This is a genomic window from Cellulosimicrobium cellulans (assembly GCF_024124905.1).
GTDB classification, from domain to species: Bacteria; Actinomycetota; Actinomycetes; order Actinomycetales; family Cellulomonadaceae; genus Cellulosimicrobium; species Cellulosimicrobium cellulans_G.
In genome coordinates this window covers 916,815-933,622 of record NZ_JAMXST010000001.1, presented here as the reverse complement: position 1 = coordinate 933,622, position 16,808 = coordinate 916,815, and the positions used below count along the sequence as shown (strand labels likewise).

The 16,808-nt window shown below is 74.3% G+C and carries 19 protein-coding genes and 1 tRNA gene; 13 read left to right on the top strand and 7 right to left on the bottom strand.

Annotated elements, in window-relative coordinates; translation table 11 throughout:
- From nadD to NHH00_RS04245, 6 genes are all read left to right on the top strand, one after another.
- Entirely contained in the window at positions 1–606 is a 606-nt protein-coding gene (nadD, locus tag NHH00_RS04270) for a nicotinate-nucleotide adenylyltransferase (RefSeq protein WP_253050436.1), read from the top strand.
- The gene (locus NHH00_RS04265) at positions 599–1,699 is read left to right on the top strand and encodes a hypothetical protein (RefSeq protein ID WP_253050434.1); all 1,101 of its coding nucleotides are present in this window, start codon (positions 599–601) and stop codon (positions 1,697–1,699) included. The genes nadD and NHH00_RS04265 overlap by 8 nt, the downstream gene beginning before the upstream one ends.
- Positions 1,700–1,724: 25 nt before the next feature.
- Complete coding sequence (gene rsfS / locus NHH00_RS04260) at positions 1,725–2,171, top strand: ribosome silencing factor (RefSeq protein WP_253050432.1); 447 nt, start codon at positions 1,725–1,727, stop codon at positions 2,169–2,171.
- On the top strand, positions 2,168–2,848 hold the full coding sequence (locus NHH00_RS04255; protein ID WP_253050430.1) for a histidine phosphatase family protein: 681 nt from the start codon (positions 2,168–2,170) through the stop codon (positions 2,846–2,848). The genes rsfS and NHH00_RS04255 overlap by 4 nt, the downstream gene beginning before the upstream one ends.
- Positions 2,849–2,927: 79 nt before the next feature.
- A tRNA-Ala gene (locus NHH00_RS04250) sits at positions 2,928–3,000 on the top strand.
- A gap of 184 nt (positions 3,001–3,184) precedes the next feature.
- On the top strand, positions 3,185–4,543 hold the full coding sequence (locus NHH00_RS04245) for a hypothetical protein (RefSeq protein WP_253050429.1): 1,359 nt from the start codon (positions 3,185–3,187) through the stop codon (positions 4,541–4,543).
- A 15-nt stretch (positions 4,544–4,558) separates the two neighbouring features.
- Here the strand turns inward: NHH00_RS04245 and NHH00_RS04240 are convergent, their stop codons facing one another.
- Positions 4,559–5,527 carry an SH3 domain-containing protein gene (locus tag NHH00_RS04240; RefSeq protein WP_253050427.1) on the bottom strand — a complete coding sequence of 323 codons (969 nt, stop codon included), beginning with the start codon at positions 5,525–5,527 and terminating at the stop codon, positions 4,559–4,561.
- Between the two features lie 171 nt (positions 5,528–5,698).
- On the opposite strand from NHH00_RS04240, the gene NHH00_RS04235 reads away from it, so the two are divergent.
- Positions 5,699–6,544 (top strand): aldo/keto reductase, encoded by an 846-nt coding sequence (locus NHH00_RS04235; protein WP_253050425.1) that lies wholly within the window; start codon positions 5,699–5,701, stop codon positions 6,542–6,544.
- A gap of 81 nt (positions 6,545–6,625) precedes the next feature.
- Here NHH00_RS04235 and NHH00_RS04230 read toward each other — a convergent pair whose 3' ends face one another.
- The 3 genes from NHH00_RS04230 to NHH00_RS04220 form a co-directional block, all read right to left on the bottom strand.
- Positions 6,626–7,075, bottom strand: coding sequence for a hypothetical protein (locus tag NHH00_RS04230; RefSeq protein ID WP_253050423.1), 450 nt, complete (start codon positions 7,073–7,075; stop codon positions 6,626–6,628).
- Between the two features lie 92 nt (positions 7,076–7,167).
- Positions 7,168–8,100, bottom strand: a complete 933-nt coding sequence (locus NHH00_RS04225) for an aldo/keto reductase (protein ID WP_253050421.1) — start codon at positions 8,098–8,100, stop codon at positions 7,168–7,170.
- Positions 8,101–8,136: 36 nt separating this feature from the next.
- Positions 8,137–8,997, bottom strand: coding sequence for an aldo/keto reductase (locus tag NHH00_RS04220; RefSeq protein ID WP_253050419.1), 861 nt, complete (start codon positions 8,995–8,997; stop codon positions 8,137–8,139).
- 162 nt (positions 8,998–9,159) lie between these two features.
- On the opposite strand from NHH00_RS04220, the gene NHH00_RS04215 reads away from it, so the two are divergent.
- The 5 genes from NHH00_RS04215 (at position 9,160) to NHH00_RS04195 (ending at position 13,269) form a co-directional block, all read left to right on the top strand.
- A complete protein-coding gene (locus NHH00_RS04215) occupies positions 9,160–10,113 on the top strand; it encodes a LysR family transcriptional regulator (RefSeq protein ID WP_253050417.1) in 954 nt (317 codons plus the stop codon).
- A complete protein-coding gene (locus NHH00_RS04210) occupies positions 10,110–11,390 on the top strand; it encodes an MFS transporter (RefSeq protein ID WP_253050415.1) in 1,281 nt (426 codons plus the stop codon). Before NHH00_RS04215 ends, NHH00_RS04210 begins: the two co-directional genes overlap by 4 nt.
- A 9-nt stretch (positions 11,391–11,399) precedes the next feature.
- On the top strand, positions 11,400–11,651 hold the full coding sequence (locus NHH00_RS04205; protein ID WP_253050413.1) for a hypothetical protein: 252 nt from the start codon (positions 11,400–11,402) through the stop codon (positions 11,649–11,651).
- A 107-nt stretch (positions 11,652–11,758) separates the two neighbouring features.
- Positions 11,759–12,352, top strand: a complete 594-nt coding sequence (locus NHH00_RS04200; RefSeq protein ID WP_253050411.1) for a carboxymuconolactone decarboxylase family protein — start codon at positions 11,759–11,761, stop codon at positions 12,350–12,352.
- Entirely contained in the window at positions 12,349–13,269 is a 921-nt protein-coding gene (locus NHH00_RS04195) for an RNA polymerase sigma-70 factor (RefSeq protein WP_308202258.1), read from the top strand. Before NHH00_RS04200 ends, NHH00_RS04195 begins: the two co-directional genes overlap by 4 nt.
- Here NHH00_RS04195 and NHH00_RS04190 read toward each other — a convergent pair.
- Positions 13,256–13,474, bottom strand: a complete 219-nt coding sequence (locus tag NHH00_RS04190; RefSeq protein ID WP_253050410.1) for an SCO4848 family membrane protein — start codon at positions 13,472–13,474, stop codon at positions 13,256–13,258. The two genes, NHH00_RS04195 and NHH00_RS04190, sit on opposite strands and share 14 nt — an antisense overlap.
- 174 nt (positions 13,475–13,648) lie before the next feature.
- On the opposite strand from NHH00_RS04190, the gene NHH00_RS04185 reads away from it, so the two are divergent.
- The gene (locus tag NHH00_RS04185; protein ID WP_308202257.1) at positions 13,649–14,479 is read left to right on the top strand and encodes a siderophore-interacting protein; all 831 of its coding nucleotides are present in this window, start codon (positions 13,649–13,651) and stop codon (positions 14,477–14,479) included.
- Between the two features lie 52 nt (positions 14,480–14,531).
- On the opposite strand, the gene NHH00_RS04180 is transcribed toward NHH00_RS04185, so the two are convergent.
- Together NHH00_RS04180 and NHH00_RS04175 are read right to left on the bottom strand one after the other, a co-directional pair.
- A complete protein-coding gene (locus tag NHH00_RS04180) occupies positions 14,532–15,641 on the bottom strand; it encodes a fatty acid desaturase family protein (RefSeq protein WP_253050408.1) in 1,110 nt (369 codons plus the stop codon).
- A 155-nt stretch (positions 15,642–15,796) separates the two neighbouring features.
- Positions 15,797–16,750 carry a helix-turn-helix domain-containing protein gene (locus tag NHH00_RS04175; protein ID WP_253050406.1) on the bottom strand — a complete coding sequence of 318 codons (954 nt, stop codon included), beginning with the start codon at positions 16,748–16,750 and terminating at the stop codon, positions 15,797–15,799.
- Positions 16,751–16,808: the final 58 nt, after the last annotated feature.

Below are 16,808 nucleotides of genomic sequence, written 5' to 3'. Positions count from 1 at the left end.
ATGAGCCCGCGCCGTCCCCGCCTGGGGGTGATGGGTGGCACGTTCGACCCCATCCACCACGGCCACCTCGTCGCGGCGAGCGAGGCCGCGGCGCGGTTCGACCTCGACGAGGTCGTGTTCGTCCCCACGGGAAAGCCGTCGTTCAAGCAGCACCAGAGCGTCAGCCCGGCCGAGCACCGGTACCTCATGACGGTCATCGCGACCGCCTCGAACCCGCGCTTCACGGTGAGCCGGGTCGACGTCGACCGGCCGGGACTGACCTACACGGTCGACACGCTGCGCGACCTGCGGGCCGCGCGTCCGGACGCGGAGCTGTTCTTCATCACGGGTGCGGACGCGATCGAGCAGATCCTGACCTGGAAGGATGCCGACGAGCTGTGGAAGATGGCACACTTCGTGGCTGTCTCCCGCCCGGGCCACAGCCTGAGCGTCGAGGGTCTGCCGCCGGGCGTGGTCACCACGCTCGAGGTCCCGGCCCTCGCCATCTCGTCGACGGACTGCCGTCGGCGTGCGGAGGCGGGCCAGCCGGTGTGGTATCTGGTTCCGGACGGCGTGGTCCAGTACATCGCCAAGCACGGTTTGTATCGAGGTCAGCACGATGAGTGACAACGGCAACATGCAGCCCGTCCGCCCGCTGACGCGGCGCGAGATGCGCGAGCGCGAGCAGGCCGCCGCGGCCGAGCGGTCCGCGCAGCCCGGCACGCCTCCACCCGCCCCGGCGCCCGGCGCCGGCGGGTGGCAGCAGCCTGCTCCCGCGCGGCCCGCCGCTCCGGCGACCCCGCCGCCGTCGCGCCGCACCCTGCGCGAGACGGCCGGTCCGACGGACTTCCCGTCGCAGCCGTCCGTCGTCCGTCCTCCGGCCGCCTCGGGTGGCATGCGGGGTCTCGACGAGACGGGTCGCCTCACGCCGGTGCAGGAGACCGCGGAGCGGGTCGCGATCCGTCCGCCGGTCCCGACGCCCGTGGTGCCGACGCGCACGAGCTCCCGCCCGCCCGCGGGCCCGCCGCGGCCCGCCGCGCCGGGCGCCACCGGCCCCGTCCGTCCCCCGACGCCGTCCGCTCCCGCGGGTGGCTTCGGGTCCGCGCCGGTCGGCCGGGTCGGAGCGCCCGAGGCGCCGCCGGCCCAGCCGCAGCGGCTGTCGGCCTTCTCGGCTCCCGCGGCAGCACCTGCCGCGCCCCCCGCCACGCCGTCTCCCGCACCCGCTCCGTCGCCGTGGGGTGCGACCGCGGCGCCCGCGCCCGAGCGCACGCCGGCCGCCGCGCGGCCGGCGGCTCCGCCCGCCGCGGCCGCGCCCGCCGAGGCCCCGGGAGCGGCGCTCCCGTGGTCGGCCATCACGTCCGGGTCGGCGCCCGAGCCGGCGAGCGCGGGCCGCGAGCCCGCGCCTCCCTTCGGCGGCGTGCGCGAGACGGCGGCCGTGGCACCCGCCGTCGGCGGCTCGTCCGACGACCTCTTCCCCCGTGTGCGCGGCCGTGCCGACGAGCTCGACGGCGAGGCGGACGACGACCTCGACGACGAGCCGCGCGGCCCCTCGTACACGTGGCTGCACTACCTCATCCTCGTCGCCGTGGCGTTCGTCCTCGGCCTGCTCGTGTGGACGCTCGTCTCGCGCGACGACCCCGGTCTCGCCACCGAGGACACGAGCGCCTCGGCGACCGCCGTGTCGTGGGACGACCCCGGCACCCTCGACACCGGCCGCTGAGCGGCCGCACCACGAACGGAGACACGTGACTGCCACCGAACGAGCCGTAGAGCTCGCCGTCATCGCGGCGCGGGCGGCGTCCGACCGCAAGGCCGAGGAGATCATCGCCCTCGACGTGAGCGAGCAGCTCGTCCTCACGGACGTGTTCCTCATCGCGTCCGGGTCGAGCGAGCGCCAGGTCTCCGCGATCGTCGACGCGGTCGAGGAGGCGATGTTCAAGGCGGGTTCCAAGCCGATCCGCCGCGAGGGCAAGCAGGAGGCCCGCTGGGTCCTCATCGACTTCGGCGACGTCGTCGTGCACGTGCAGCACTCCGAGGACCGCGTCTACTACGCGCTCGAGCGGCTGTGGAAGGACTGCCCCGTCGTCGAGCTCCCCGAGGACGCGCGCGGCGGCGACGGCACGGCCGACGACGCCGACGACACGACCCGCAGCGACGGCGCCATCCGCCTCTCGGGGGAGCCCCTGGCGTGAGCGCCGGCACGCTCGTCCTCCTGCGCCACGGCCGGACGGCGTACAACGCCGGGATGCGCCTGCAGGGCCAGGTCGACATCCCGCTCGACGGCGTCGGGCAGTGGCAGGCCGAGCACGGCGCGAAGGCGCTCGCGAGCGCGCACCGCGCCACGCGCGTCGTCGCGTCGGACCTCGTGCGCGCCACCGACACCGCGCGCGCGTACGCGGACGCGATCGGCGCGGACGTCCTGCTCGACCCTCGGCTGCGCGAGCGCGGGTTCGGGGAGTGGGAGGGACTGACCGGCCCGGAGATCGCCGAGCGGTGGCCGGAGGAGTACGCGGCGTGGCGCCGGGGCGAGGAGCCCACGCGCGCGGGCGCCGAGACCAAGGCCGCCGTGGCCGCGCGCCTCGTGGAGGCCGTCACCGAGCACGTCGAGGAGCTGGAGCACGACGACACGCTCGTCGTCGTGTCCCACGGCGCCGCCATCACGCTCGCCGTCACCGCGCTGCTCGGGCTGGACCCCGAGGGCTGGCGCGGGATCTCCGGCCTGCACAACGTCCACTGGTCCCACCTGCACCGCTCCGCGCCCGCCGCGACGCCCGCGTGGCGCCTCGTGGCGCACAACGTCGGCGCCGGGTTCCCGCTCGACGAGTGGAACGCGGGACCGGATTGGAATCTGGAGCCGGTTTCTGCGTAGACTAGCGACGCTCCGCAGGACGGGAAACCGGCCGGGGGAGTGTTCATCCAGTGTTTGACCAGGATCTTCGCAGATCCACGGGGCTGTGGCGCAGCTGGTAGCGCACCTGCATGGCATGCAGGGGGTCAGGGGTTCGAGTCCCCTCAGCTCCACCGGATCGAAGCGGGGCGTCGTTCAACGGCGCCCCGCTTTCGTCGTTTCTGCGCTGCGTCGGGTCGTCGCTCTCGCTCTCCTGCTCGGCGCGCCTCGGCGGCCATGAGGCCTGGCCGGTAGGGTCGGCCCCGCCCGTCCTGCCGTCCGGCGGCTGGATGGTCCCCACGGGAAGCGGAGGCTCGCATGCCGGGTTCGACAGGCGTCTTCGCCGTGCTGGCGGACGCGATCGGCGCACCACGCGCCGAGCACGTGCTGACCCGGTTCGACCGCTACTCGAACCAGCCGAACGCCATCCAGGGGGCCGTGCGCCTCCCGAGTGACCCCGCGCTGGAGCGTGCGGCGTTGCGGGTGTTCGAGGACCCGGGCCTCAGGGCGGTTGCCGGTCTCGACGCGTCGAGCCTCGCGGAGGCGCTCGACGCACGGACGCTCTGGGCGCTCCTCGCGCTCGCGGCCCGGGCGGACGTGACCGTCCTCGACCGGCTCCCCGCCGAGACCGCAGAGCGGGGCGCTCCGAAGATCGCGACGATCCGCCGGGCGGCCGCGAAGCACGCGGCGGCGCTGGGGTCCGTGCCGGCGGCTCCCGCGTCGGCTGAGGCTCCTGACGTGCCGCTCGCGACCGCAGGGAGCGACGTCCCGGCGCTCCCCGAGAAGGTGGCGCAGGTGGCGTCGTGGCTCGCGGCTGGTCCCGGCGCGGACCCCCGGTGGTTCGCGGCACGCCCGGGGCAGCGGGCGGCCGAGCGGCGGGTGGCCCTCCGGGCGCTGGGAAGCATCGGGACCCCGGCGGCGCTCGACGTGCTCGCCGGGTACGCGCGCGACGGCTACCCCGACGTCGAGCTCGCGGAGCTGCACCGCGCGTGGGGGAGGTTCGACCGGCGGGAGTTCGCCGCGACGATGTTCCGCCCCGGGGGTGCCATGCTCCAGCTCGGTGCGTGCCCGTCCGTCGAGGGCATCGGCGCGGTGCAGGGACTCACGGGACTCCGCATGGTCCTCATCGAGCGCGCGGACCTCGCGCCCCTGGCGGAGTGCACCGATCTCCAGCGGCTGGACGTGTACGTCACCGGTGGCCCTGGCAGCCCCGACCTCACGGGCGTCGAGGCGCTGTCCCAGCTGCCCGCGCTCACCGAGCTGCACCTGCTCGGCACGACCCGGGGTGCCGACCTCACCGCGCTGCGGCACACCGCCGTCGAGCGGCTGTCACTGAGCCTCGACGGCGCCGACGGCGCTTTCCTCACGCACGTGCCGCACCTGCGGTCGCTCAAGCTCTCGGGCGGGTCAGGCCCGGAGGACGCCGGGTACGACGACGAGGACGGCCTTGCTCCGCTGCCCGCGCACCCCGGGCTCGTCGACGTGGTGCTGCGGCTGGTCGCCGACGGCGTCCAGGTGGTCGTCTCTCACCACGAGCGTTCCTGGGTGTCGCGCCTGACGGCCGCGGTCCCGTCCGACGTCTTCGTCGTCGAGCGCAGCGGCTACGTGGGGCTGACCCGGGACGGGTCGGACGTGGACGCCCTGGGCAGGAGGCTGTTCTCCAACGTCGTGCCGTGACCGTGCGGTCGTGGCCTACGACGTGCTGACGTGCACGTGGTCGAAGTGGTTCGCGGTCGTGCCGCCGCGGTCCTCCATGCCGGACCACGCGCTCGCGGGGTCTCCGGCCATCCAGATCTGCTGCTGGTAGATGAGGTAGGTGATCCCGAGGGCGCCGGCGTTGGCCTGGAGGTAGCGCGCGATCTCCCAGCCCGTCTCGCCCGTGATCATGATGTCGAGGGCTCGGCCGGTGCCGTGGTCGCCGCTGTCGCCCGGGCGGATTCCGCCGTAGGACGTCACCTGGGGGAAGATCGCGCACACCGCCCGGTAGACCGCACGGGCGTTGGACCGGAGCGACGACTCGATCCCGGAGCTCACCGAGCAGGCGGCGTCGGAGATGCCGCTCGCGCTGGACCCGCCGCTCGCGGCGGTCGCCGCCGGCGCCTCGGGCTGGGAGTCCGCGAGGAAGCTGGACTTGATCCAGGCCGCCGCGCCGTCCCAGACGACCTGGCTCCACTCGCCCTCGGTCGTGCCGGTGACGTCGACGGCGGTGCCGAACGCGGCGGTCGCGACGCGCCCGGCGTCGGCAGACGGCCCGGTGCGGACGTTGACGGCGTCGGTGGTCCAGAGCTGGCCGGTGGCGACGGGGACGACCGGGGCGACCTCGGCGGCGGGGACCACGGTGATCGTCGCCGAGGTCTCGACGAGCGGGGCCTCCTGGGCTGCCGCCGGGGGAGCCGTGCGCTCGGACGAGCGGCTGGCGGCGCCGGTCCCGCGCTCGACGGTCGATCCGCTGGCCGGCTCGACGCTCAGCGGCGCGAGGTCGGGGTTGCCCTCGGCGGGCTGCGGCCCTGCACCGACGACGCCCGCGCCGAGCAGCCCGACGAGCGCCAGCGCCGGGAGCTTGAGGGCGCGCGCCGGGAGTGCCGGGAGGGCGGGCCGCGCCGGGAGCCGGAACGAGCGTGCGGGAGCTGCGGGGGCTGCGCTGTGGCGGCCTCGGGACATGGTGCGCTCCGGTTCGTTCGTGGTCAGGACCGCGCCCATGTAACCAAACCGTGATCTACAAAGTCCAGCCCGGATCTCGCGCAGCAGGTCAGGGACTCATGAGCGGGAGCGCTGAGTCGCACGACCCGCGGTCGTTGGACGGCTGCACGCCCCGTTCCTAGGCTGGAGGGCATGACCGCTCCCACTGTCCCGACCGTGACGCTCAACTCCGGGCACACCATCCCCCAGCTCGGCTTCGGCGTCTTCCTCGTGCCGCCGGACGAGGCCGAGAAGGCCGTGAGCGAGGCCCTCGAGATCGGCTACCGCCACATCGACACGGCGGCGATCTACCGCAACGAGGAGGGCGTCGGCGCCGCGATCGCGAAGAGCGGCGTCCCGCGCGACGAGCTCTTCGTCACGACGAAGCTCTGGAACGACCGTCAGTCCGGCGAGCAGCCGCACGACGCGATCCGCGAGAGCCTCGACAAGCTCGGCCTCGAGTTCGTCGACCTCTACCTCACGCACTGGCCGGCGCCCGCGCAGGACCAGTACACGAACGCGTGGGCCAAGCTCGTCGAGATCCGCGACGCCGGCCTGGCGCGCTCGATCGGCGTCTCGAACCACCTGCCGGAGCACCTCGACCGGATCGTCGCGGACACGGGCGTCGTCCCCGCCGTCGACCAGATCGAGCTGCACCCGGCGTACCAGCAGCGCGACGTGCTCGCGTGGGCGGACGCGCACGGCACCAAGATCGAGGCGTGGGGCCCGCTCGGCCAGGGCAAGTACCCGCTGTTCGAGCGGCAGGCCGTCGTCGACGCCGCGACCGCCCACGGCGTGACCCCCGCGCAGGCGGTCCTGCGCTGGCACCTGCAGCGCGGCTTCATCGTGTTCCCCAAGTCGTCGCGCAAGGAGCGCATGGCGGAGAACTTCGACCTCTTCGGCTTCGAGCTCACGGCCGACGAGATCGCCGCGATCGACGCCCTCGACACCGGTGACGGCTCGGGCCGCGTGAGCGCCCACCCGTCCGAGGTCAACTGACCCGGTCCCGCCGCGGACCCACGACGAAGGGGCGCCGTCCGGTCGGACGGCGCCCCTTCGTCGTGCGTCGGGGGACCCGGTTCAGCCGCAGTCGTCGCAGATGCCCGTCGCGGGCAGGACCGTGAAGCACGTGGGGCACACGGCCGGCGGCTTCTCGAGCTCGGACGCGCGCGGCGTCGTGGTGCGCCGGGGGGCGCGAGGCGTGGTGGCGGCCTTCGCCGCGGTCCGACGCGCCGGCGCCGGCGCCGCAGGGGCGGCGCCGGGCACGTCGAACCCGCGCTTGCGGAGCAGGTCGGCGACGCCGACGGGGCTGTTGCGGAACTCCTCGGCCGTCGCCACGCGCCCGGTCGCGTAGCGATGCGCGACGCCGAGGATCGCCTGGGCGTCGTACGCCCGGTCCTCGTGCAGGAGAGGCGTCCCGGGGCTGGCGGTGAAGCCGTAGACCCCGAGGAACGCGTCCCGACCCCGGTCGTCCCAGTCCGCGATCGCCTGGAGGATGTGCTGCCGGGTCACTGCCGAGAAGGTTGCCACGGCACGAGCCTAGACCGCCCCGCGGGGCGGCCCGGACGGCCCGTGCGTGACCTTCGGCACGGGCGTGCGGGACGCCCCGCGCGGAGCGTCCGTCAGGGGACGGTGTAGCCCGCGGCGCGGAACAGCTCGTACCACTCGGCGCGCGTGAGCGGCACGTCGGAGCCGACGGCCGCGCCTGCGACGCGCTCCGGGTTCGTGGTCCCGAGCACGACCTGCATCCGTGCCGGGTGTCGCGTGATCCAGGCGGTCGCGATCGCGATGGGCGGCACGTCGTACTGCGCGGCGAGCCGGTCGATCACGGCGTTGAGCTCGGGGTACTTCTCCGAGCCGAGGAAGACGCCGGTGAAGAACCCCGCCTGGAACGGCGACCACGCCTGGACGGTGATGTCGTGCAGGCGGCAGTAGTCGAGGATCCCGCTGTCGCGGCTGATCGACTGGTCGAGTCCCTGCATGTTCGCCGCGACGCCCTGCGCGACGATCGGCGCGTGCGTGATCGAGAGCTGGAGCTGGTTCGCGACGATCGGCTGCTCGACGTACCGGCGCAGCAGCTCGATCTGCCCCGGCGTGTGGTTCGAGACCCCGAACGCGCGCACCTTGCCCGCGGCGTGCAGGTCGGAGAACGCGCGCGCGACCTCCTCGGGCTCGACGAGGGCGTCGGGCCGGTGCAGCAGGAGGATGTCGAGGTAGTCCGTGCGCAGCGCGTCGAGCGAACCCTCGACGGACGCGACGAGGTGCTCGTAGGAGAAGTCGAAGTACGGGCCCTCGCGCACGATCCCGGCCTTGGACTGGATGACCCACTCCGCGCGCTCGGCGGGGGAGAGGGCGAGCGCCTCGGCGAACCGGCGCTCGCAGCCGTGCAGGTCGGTGCCGTAGACGTCGGCGTGGTCGAGGAAGGTGATCCCGGCGTCCCGGGCCGTGCGCACGAGCGTGCGGACCTCGTCGTCGGTCTTGTCCTGGATGCGCATGAGGCCGAGCACGACGTCCGGGACGACGAGGTCGGTGCCGGGGAGGGTGAAGGTCTTCACCGCTGAGCTCCTTCGCTGGTGGGGACGCGGTGGACGTCACGCGGCGGACAGCCGCGCGACCTCCTCCGGGGTGAGGACGACGTCGGCGGCGCCCGCCGAGTCGAGGATCGACGCGGGCCGCGAGGCGCCTGGGATGGGGATCACGACGGGCGCGAGCGCGAGCTCCCACGCGAGCGTCACCCGGTAGACGCTCACGCCGTGCGCGTCGGCGACCTCCTGGAAGACGGCGTGGCGCGCGCCGAGCTCGGCGGCGTTCGTGATGCCGCCCAGCGGGCTCCAGGGCAGGAACGCGACGCCGAGCGCCGCGCAGTGCTCGAGCTCGCCCTGGCTGGACCGGAAGCGGGGCGAGAACTGGTTCTGCACCGACGCGAGGCGGCCGCCGAGGAGCTCGTGCGCGAGGTCGATCTGCGCGACGTCGGCGTTGGAGATCCCCGCCTGCTCGATCACGCCCTCGTCGAGCAGCTCGACGAGCGCACCGACCGAGTCGGCGTACGGGACGGCCGGGTCGGGCCGGTGGAACTGGTAGAGGCCGATCGCGTCGACGCCGAGCCGGCGGGCGGACTCCTTCGCGGCCCGCTTGAGGTAGGCCGGGTCGCCGTCGCGGGTCCAGGTGCCGTCGCCGGGGCGCAGGTGACCGCCCTTGGTCGCGACGAGGACGCCGGACGTGTCGGCGCCGTAGGAGCGCAGGGCGCGCGCGATGAGCTCCTCGTTGTGCCCGACCTCGTCGGCGTGCAGGTGGTAGGCGTCGGCCGTGTCGATCAGCGTGACGCCCGCGTCGAGCGCGGCGTGGATCGTCGCGACGGACCGGGCCTCGTCCGGGCGACCCTCGATCGACATCGGCATGCCGCCGAGACCGATCGCGGAGACCGTCCGGGATCCGAGACTGCGCTGCTGCATGGGGGACTTCCTCACGGGGTCAGGGGTAGAAGGGACGTCGCCGCCGGCGAGGCGGGCGCCGGGCGGGACGAGACGACCGACCCGGCACTGCTCGAGCCTAGGAAGCGATAACCTAGAAGTCCAACAACTAGTAGTTGTCATATAGAGAAGTGCGAGTGGTCAATGGATCTTCGTCAGATGGAGTACCTCGTCGCGCTCGCGGACGAGCGCCAGTTCACCCGGGCCGCCCAGCTCGTCGGGGTCTCGCAGTCGGGCCTGTCCGCCGCGGTCCGGAGCCTCGAGGAGGAGCTCGGCGCGAGCCTGTTCACGCGCACGACCCGCCGCGTCGAGCCCACCGAGGCGGGCCTGGCGCTGCTGCCCCACGCACGCTCCATGCTCGCGCAGGCGGCCGCCGGGCGCGACGCGGTCGTCCGCGCGACGCGCGCCCTGTCCGGCTCGCTGCGGGTCGGCTCGGAGCAGTGCCTCGGCGTCCTCGACGTCACCACGCTGCTCGAGCGCTTCCACCGCCGCTACCCCCAGGTGGAGATCCACTTCGCGCAGGCCGGCTCGCACGACCTCCTCGCACGCGTGCGCGAGGGCGACCTCGACGTCGCGTTCGTCGCGACCACCGAGCACCTGGGGTCGTTGTCGCAGACCGTGCTGGGCAGCGAGCCGCTCGTGCTCGTGTGCGCCCCGGAGCACCCGTTCGCCGCGCGGGGCAGGGTCGACTGGGCCGACCTCTCCGGCCAGGAGTTCGTCGACTTCGACCCGTCGTGGGGTGCGCGTCCCGTCAACGACGCCACGTGCGCGGCGCACGGCGTCCACCGGCGCGTGCGGTGCTCGGTCAACGACGTGCACACGCTCCTCGAGCTCGTCGACCGCGGTCTCGGCATCGCCCTCGTGCCCCGCCACGTGGCCGCGAAGCCGCAGGCCGAGCGCCTCGTGACGATCCCGCTGCCGGAGGGCGGCGCGCCGAGCTGGGTCGTCTCCGTGGTGACCGGACGCTGGGACAGCACGGCCTCCGCCGCGCCCCAGCTCCTCGAGCTCCTCGCCGACGCTCCCGCGTGCCGCGGGGCGGAGGTGACGCGGCCCGACGACGAGCCGGTGGGCGTCGAGGCCGCGGCGGAGGTGCGGTGACCGCCCCGGCGGGCACCGACGCGCCGCTCTTCCCGCTCCGCAGCGTCGTCCTCGGCGCGTTCGTCCCGACCCTCGTGCTCGAGATCGGCATCGGCGCGATGCTGCCCGTGGTCGCGGTCACCGCGACCGGTCGCGGCGCGAGCCTCACGGTCGCGGGGCTGATCGCCGCGCTCGTCCCGATCGGCAAGATCCTGTTCGACCTCCCGGCCGGGGCGCTCGCCCAGCGGCTCGGCGACCGCGCGGCGATGCTCCTCGCGGGCGGCGTCGCCGCGGCGGCGTTCACGGGGGTCGCGCTCACGCCGAGCCTGTGGGGCCTCGCCGTGGGGGTCCTCGCGCTCGGGGCGTCGACCGCCGTCTTCAACCTCGCCCGGCAGGCGTACCTCACGGAGATCACCCCGCCGCTGCGGCGGGCGCGGGTCCTGTCCACGCTCGCGGGGGTGCACCGCATCGGACTGTTCCTCGGCCCGTTCGCCGGTGCCGCGGTCATCGCGGCGACGGACGTGCGGGGCGCGTACTGGCTCGGGGCCGGGGCGGCGCTCGCCGCGGTGGCGGTGCTCGCCGTCGTGCGCCCGGACGGGAGCGAGCGCGACGGTCGGGCCAGGTCCCGGGTGAGCCGTGCGTCGAGCGGCCCACGCGTCACGATCGCCGCCGTCGCTCGTGAGCACCGGCGCCTCTTCGCGACCCTCGGCGTCGCGATCCTCCTGGTGAGCGCCGTCCGCGGGGCACGCCAGACCGTCATCCCGCTCTGGGGCGAGCACCTCGGGCTGGACGCGGAGGTGACGTCGTTGGTCTTCGGCGTCTCCGGCGCGCTCGACATGCTGCTGTTCTACCCGGCGGGCAAGGTCATGGACCGGTTCGGGCGCCTGTGGGTCGCCGTGCCGTCGATGCTCACCATGGCCGCCGGGCTCGCGCTCCTGCCCCTCGCCCACACGGTGGGCGCGGTGACCGTCGTCGCGGCCGTGCTCGGGGTCGGCAACGGGATGGGGTCGGGCATCGTCATGACGCTCGGGGCCGACGTCGCCCCCGCGGACGTGCGCCCGACCTTCCTCAGCGTGTGGCGGCTCTTCCAGGACACCGGCGACGCGCTGGGCCCCCTCGTGCTCTCGGCGGGGGCCGCGCTGGGGTCGCTCGCGGCCGGCGTCTGGGCGACGTCGCTCCTCGGCGCGGGGTCCGCGGCGGCTCTCGCGCGCTGGGTGCCGCGCTACTCGCCGCTCGCGAACCTCGTGCGACCGCACGCCGGGCAAAAGGCGGTGCGCGCGTCGTCCGACGCGCCCTAGCGTGGCGGGATGACGAGCGACCGCACACCCCCCGACCCGTTCCCCGACCCGTTCGACCACCAGGTGACCAAGGACGGCCGCGTCCGGGTCGCGCGCGGCGGTCGCGTCGTCGTCACGGTCGCGGGGGCGGCGGCCGACCGCCTCGTCGCGGCCCTGGAGCGGGCCGAGGCGCGCGACGACGAGGTCGAGGTCCAGCTCCTGCTCGCGCGGGCGACGGGGAACTACCGGCGGGGCAACGAGAAGCGCGCGCACCGGCCGTGACGCAGGTCACGCGCGTGCGTGTCACGCGCGGCCCGCGGCGCGCGTCTGGATGGTCGACCCCGCGCTCGACCGGCGCGCACCGCGCCGGCTGACGGAAGGAGACCCTCGTGGCCCGCATCTCGCTCGACCCGCCCCGGACCCTGCTCAACCGCACGCTCGCGGCGCTCTCGCGCCGGCGGTACGGCGCCGTGCTCGAGCCGCTCGCCGCCATCGGGCACGACCCGCGCGTCGCGACGACGTACTGCGTCCTCGAGGCCGGGGCCGCGCGCTGGCGGACGCTCGACCCGACGCTCTCGGCGCTCGCGGTCATGGCGTCCGCGGTGCAGATCGGCTGCTCGTGGTGCGTCGACTTCGGCTACTGGGAGTCGGAGCACGGCGACGTCGACCCCCGCAAGCTCCACGACGTGCCCGCGTGGCGCGACAGCGACGCGTACACCGCCGTCGAGCGGCGCGTGCTCGAGTACGCCGAGGCGGCCACCGCGACCCCGCCGACGGTGACGGACGAGCTCGCGGCCGCGCTGGTCGACGACCTGGGTGAGCCCGCGTTCGTCGAGCTCACCGCCGTCGTCGCGCTGGAGAACCTGCGCAGCCGGATCAACGCGGCCCTCGGCCTGTCCAGCCAGGGCTTCAGCGACCGCTGCGAGGTCCCGCTCGACGGCGGGCTGCGCACGGCGGCGACGGCTGGCAGGCTGGCCGGGTGAGCGACGACGCCGAGACCGCGCCGCCCGACGACGTCGCGGACCGTCGCGGCCCCGACCCGGTTCTCGTACCGTTCAGCGCCCACCGCCGGCTCCTCTTCACCGTCGCCTACGAGATGACGGGCTCCGCGGCCGACGCCGAGGACGTGGTCCAGGAGGCGTGGCTGCGCTGGTCCGCTGCGGACCGGTCCGACGTCCTGGACCCGCGCGCCTACCTCGTGCGCGTCACGACCCGGCTCGCGCTCGACCGGCTGCGCGCGCTGCGGGCGCGCCGCGAGACGTACGTGGGGTCGTGGTTGCCCGACCCGCTCCTCACGACGCCGGACGCCGCGCTGCAGGTCGAGCGCGCGGAGGACGTCTCGATGGCGCTGCTCGTCGTGCTGGAGACGCTGAGCCCGCTCGAGCGCGCCGTGTTCGTGCTGCGCGAGGTGTTCGACGTCCCGTACGACGAGATCGCCGAGGGCCTCGACCGCTCGGCCGAGTCCGTGCGTCAGACCGCGCACCGCGCGCGCGAGCACGTGCGGGCGCGTCGCCCGCGGTTCACGCCGCCCGACGACGCGCAGCGTGCCGCCGTCGAGCGGTTCATGGCCGCGTGCGCCACGGGTGACACGACCGCGCTCGTCGAGGTCCTCGCGCCGGACGTCGTCGTGGTGAGCGACGGCGGCGGGAAGGCGCGCGCGGCGCTGCGACCCGTGACGGGGGCGGACAAGGTGGCGCGCATGCTCGTGGGCCTCTCGGCGAAGCCCGAGACGACGGCGATGGCCTTCGAGCCGGCGCTGGTCAACGGCGCGCTGGGCGGGGTGTGGACCGTGGAGGGGGCGCCGGCGATGGCGGCGTCCGTCGAGTACGACGGCGAGCGCGTCGTGCGCGTCCTGCTCTTCCGGAACCCGGAGCGGCTGGCCGGGCTCAGACGAGCGTGAGGACGCCGAGCGCGCCGACTGCCAGAGCGAGAACGAGCGAGACCGCGATGAGCACGACGTGCACCGTGAGGAAGCGCGTCGCGCGCCCCTCGGCGTCCCGCGCGCGGGGGTCCTTGGCGATGCGCTGGAGGAACCGCGGCCAGATGAGCAGGTTCCACGCGGCGGCGACGAGCAGGACGACGGACCAGGCGACGGGAAGCTCCACGCGTCGAGCATGCCAGCGGAGCGCGGTGCCTCCGGGCCGGGGAGGGGCACGGGGTGTGTGGGATCGGCCACATCGACGGTGGCCCGCAGGTGAGGATAGCCTTGCCTACGGTCACCGTGGTCGCGGGGCCGTCGTCCGCCCGGGAGGCCCGGGCCGCACCCCGAGGAGCCGCTGGTGGCCACGTTCAAGATGGTCAAGCCCGCCGACGCGCACGTCGTCACGCTGAGCGTGGTGGGCAGCAAGCGGGTGAGCCCGAACGTCGTGCGGGTGACCTTCGGCGGCGAAGACATGGACCTCTTCACACCCATGGGCTTCGACCAGTGGTTCCGGATGTTCCTCGCCCGCGACGACCAGGAGTCCCTGCGCCTGCCCACGCGCACGTCGGGCATGTGGTACGTCCAGTACCTCGCGACGCCCAAGGCGCGCCGGCCCTGGGTCCGCAACTACACGGTGCGCGCCGCGCGGCCCGACCTGCGCGAGATCGACGTCGACTTCGTCGTCCACGGGGACGCCGGGCCCGCGTCGTCGTTCGCGCTGTCCGCGCAGCCGGGCGACCGCGTCGGCGTGCTCGACCAGGGTGTGGGGTACAACCCGCGCGTCCCGCACGACTGGACCCTCGTCGTCGCCGACGAGACCGGGTTGCCCGCGGTCGCGGGCATCTGCGAGTCGCTGCCCGACGACGCGCGCGGCCTCGCGATCGTCGAGATCCCCGAGGCGGCGGACGCGCAGGACTTCCGCGTCCCGGCCGGCGTTGAGCTGCGCTGGGTCGTGCGGGAGGGCTCCGCTCCCGCGGGCACCGACCCGCACGCGCTCCTGCCCGGCGCGCTGGCGCTCGAGGCGGTGCGGTCGGCCGACCTGCCGTCCGGTCCCGTCTACGCGTACGCGGTGGGGGAGTCGACGCTCGCGACCGGGGTGCGCCGCCACCTCGTCAACGACCGCGGCGTGCCCAAGGCGCACGTCGACTTCGTCGGGTACTGGCGGCACGGGCACGCGGCGTCGGCCTGACCGGCCCGGGCGTCGTCGGACCTGAGGGCCCGGGCGGCACGCCTCTGTCCCGTCAGACCTTGCGGAGCTGGCGGAACATCGGGCAGTCGAACGGGTCGCGCGCCGAGAGCCCCACGCGGTTGAGGTAGCGGACCACGATGCCGTACGACTGGACGAGGCTGGTCTCCGTGTAGGGCAGGCCGAGGTTCGCGCAGTGCTCGCGCACGATCTCCCGCGCCCGCGCGAGGTGGGGACGCGGCATGCTCGGGAAGAGGTGGTGCTCGATCTGGAAGTTCAGCCCGCCCATGAGGACGTTCATCCACCAGCCGCCGCGGATGTTGCGCGACGTGAGGACCTGCTTGGACAGGAAGTCGATCTTCGCGTTCTCGGGAATGATCGCCATGCCCTTGTGGTTGGGCGCGAACGACGCCCCCATGTAGACGCCGAACACGGCGAGCTGCACGCCGAGGAACGCGAACGCCATGCCGAGCGGCAGGAACCAGAAGATCGCCCCCACGTAGAGCGACAGGCGCAGCGTGAGGATGACGAGCTCGCGGACCCGGTCGCGGACGTTGCCGCGCGTCCGGCCACCCGCGAGGAGCGAGCGGTACGCCTGGACGTGCAGGTTGAGGCCCTCGAGCGTGAGGAGCGGGAAGAACAGCCACCCCTGGTAGCGGTTGATCACCGAGCGGAAGCCCTTCGCGGCGGCGGCGTCCTCGTCGAGGAAGACGACGACGTCCGGGGCGATGTCCGGGTCCTTGCCGCGCTGGTTGGGGTTCGCGTGGTGGCGCGTGTGCTTGTTCATCCACCACGAGTGGCTGATCCCCACCACGCCGTTCGCGAGGATGCGACCCAGGCGGTCGTTCGCCGGGCCGGACGCGAAGACCTGCCGGTGCGACGCCTCGTGGGCGACGAACGCGAACTGGGTGAAGATCAGGCCGAGCGCCCCGGCGATCAGGAGCTGGAACCACGAGTCGCCGAGGAGGACGAACCCGGCGACGGCGCCGCCGAGCGCGAGCGTCAGCACGGCGAGGGTCCACAGGTAGTAGCCGTGCGTCCGGTGGAGCAGGCCGGCGTCGCGCACGGTGCGCGACAGCGCGCTGTACGTGCTGGTGACGGCGCCCGGCTCGTCGGTGCGGGGACGGGTGGCCCGGAAGCCCGGGCGCACTGCGGCAGAGGTCATGTGCGGCCTCGCAGGGTGTCGGTGTCGACTTCCCAGCCGCGGAGGTGAGCGGGTGCTCGTGCTGCAGATGACCCCCACCCTACGGGACCGTAGGTTGCGCATGCGAGCGCGTCACGTGAAGAACTCGCGCAGGAGCCGGACGGGCGGCGTCGTGGTCAGGCGGCGAAGCGGAACGTCTGGCGGTACTCCGTCGGCGTGATGCCGACCGCGCGCCGGAAGTGGTGGCGCAGGAGCGCCGCCGACCCGAAACCGCAGCGCCGCGCGACCTCCTCGAGGTCGAGCGACGACTCCTCGAGCAGCGACTGCGCGTGCGCGACGCGCTGCGACGTCAGCCACGCGAGCGGCGTCGTGCCCGTCTGGGCGACGAACGAACGCGCGAACGTCCGCTCCGACGTGTGGGCCCGGCGCGCCAGGTCGCGCACCGTGAGCGACTCGTCGAGGTGCTCGGTCATCCACTCCAGCAGCTCGGCGAACGAGTCCTCCTCGCACTCCGGGACCGGGCGCTCGATGAACTGGCGCTGACCGCCCTCGCGCTGGGGCGCCACGACCATGCGCCGCGCGATCGTGTTCGCGACCTTGGCCCCGAGCTCGCGCCGCACGAGGTGCAGGCACGCGTCGATCCCCGCTGCGGTCCCGGCGCTCGTCACGAGGTTGCCGTCGTCGACGAACAGCACGTCCGGGTCGATGTCCAGGCTCGGGTACCGGCGACGCAGCTCGTCGGCGTGCATCCAGTGGGTCGTGACGCGCCGCCCCTCGATCACGCCGGCCGCGGCGAGCACGAACACCCCGGAGCACACGCTCAGCAGCAGCGCGCCGCGGTCCGACGCGCGTCGGACCGCGTCCAGCACCTCGGGCGGGTAGTGCGAGCCGATGCGGATCGCCGGGACGATGAGGAGGTCGGCGTCGTCCGTCGCGTCGAGCCCGTGGTCGGGGACGACCTGCGCGCCGACCGACGTGCGGACGGGCGACCCGGCGACCGGGCCGCACACGCGGAAGTCGAACGGCGGGACGCCGTCCTCGCTCCGGTCGAGGCCGAACACCTCGCATACGACGCCGAACTCGAACGGGGCCAGGCCATCGCACACGACGGCAGCGACGGAGTGCACCATGCACGGCACGCTACGCCCGTGGCGGGATCTTGTCGAGAGGTGTCAGTCCTGCCACTCG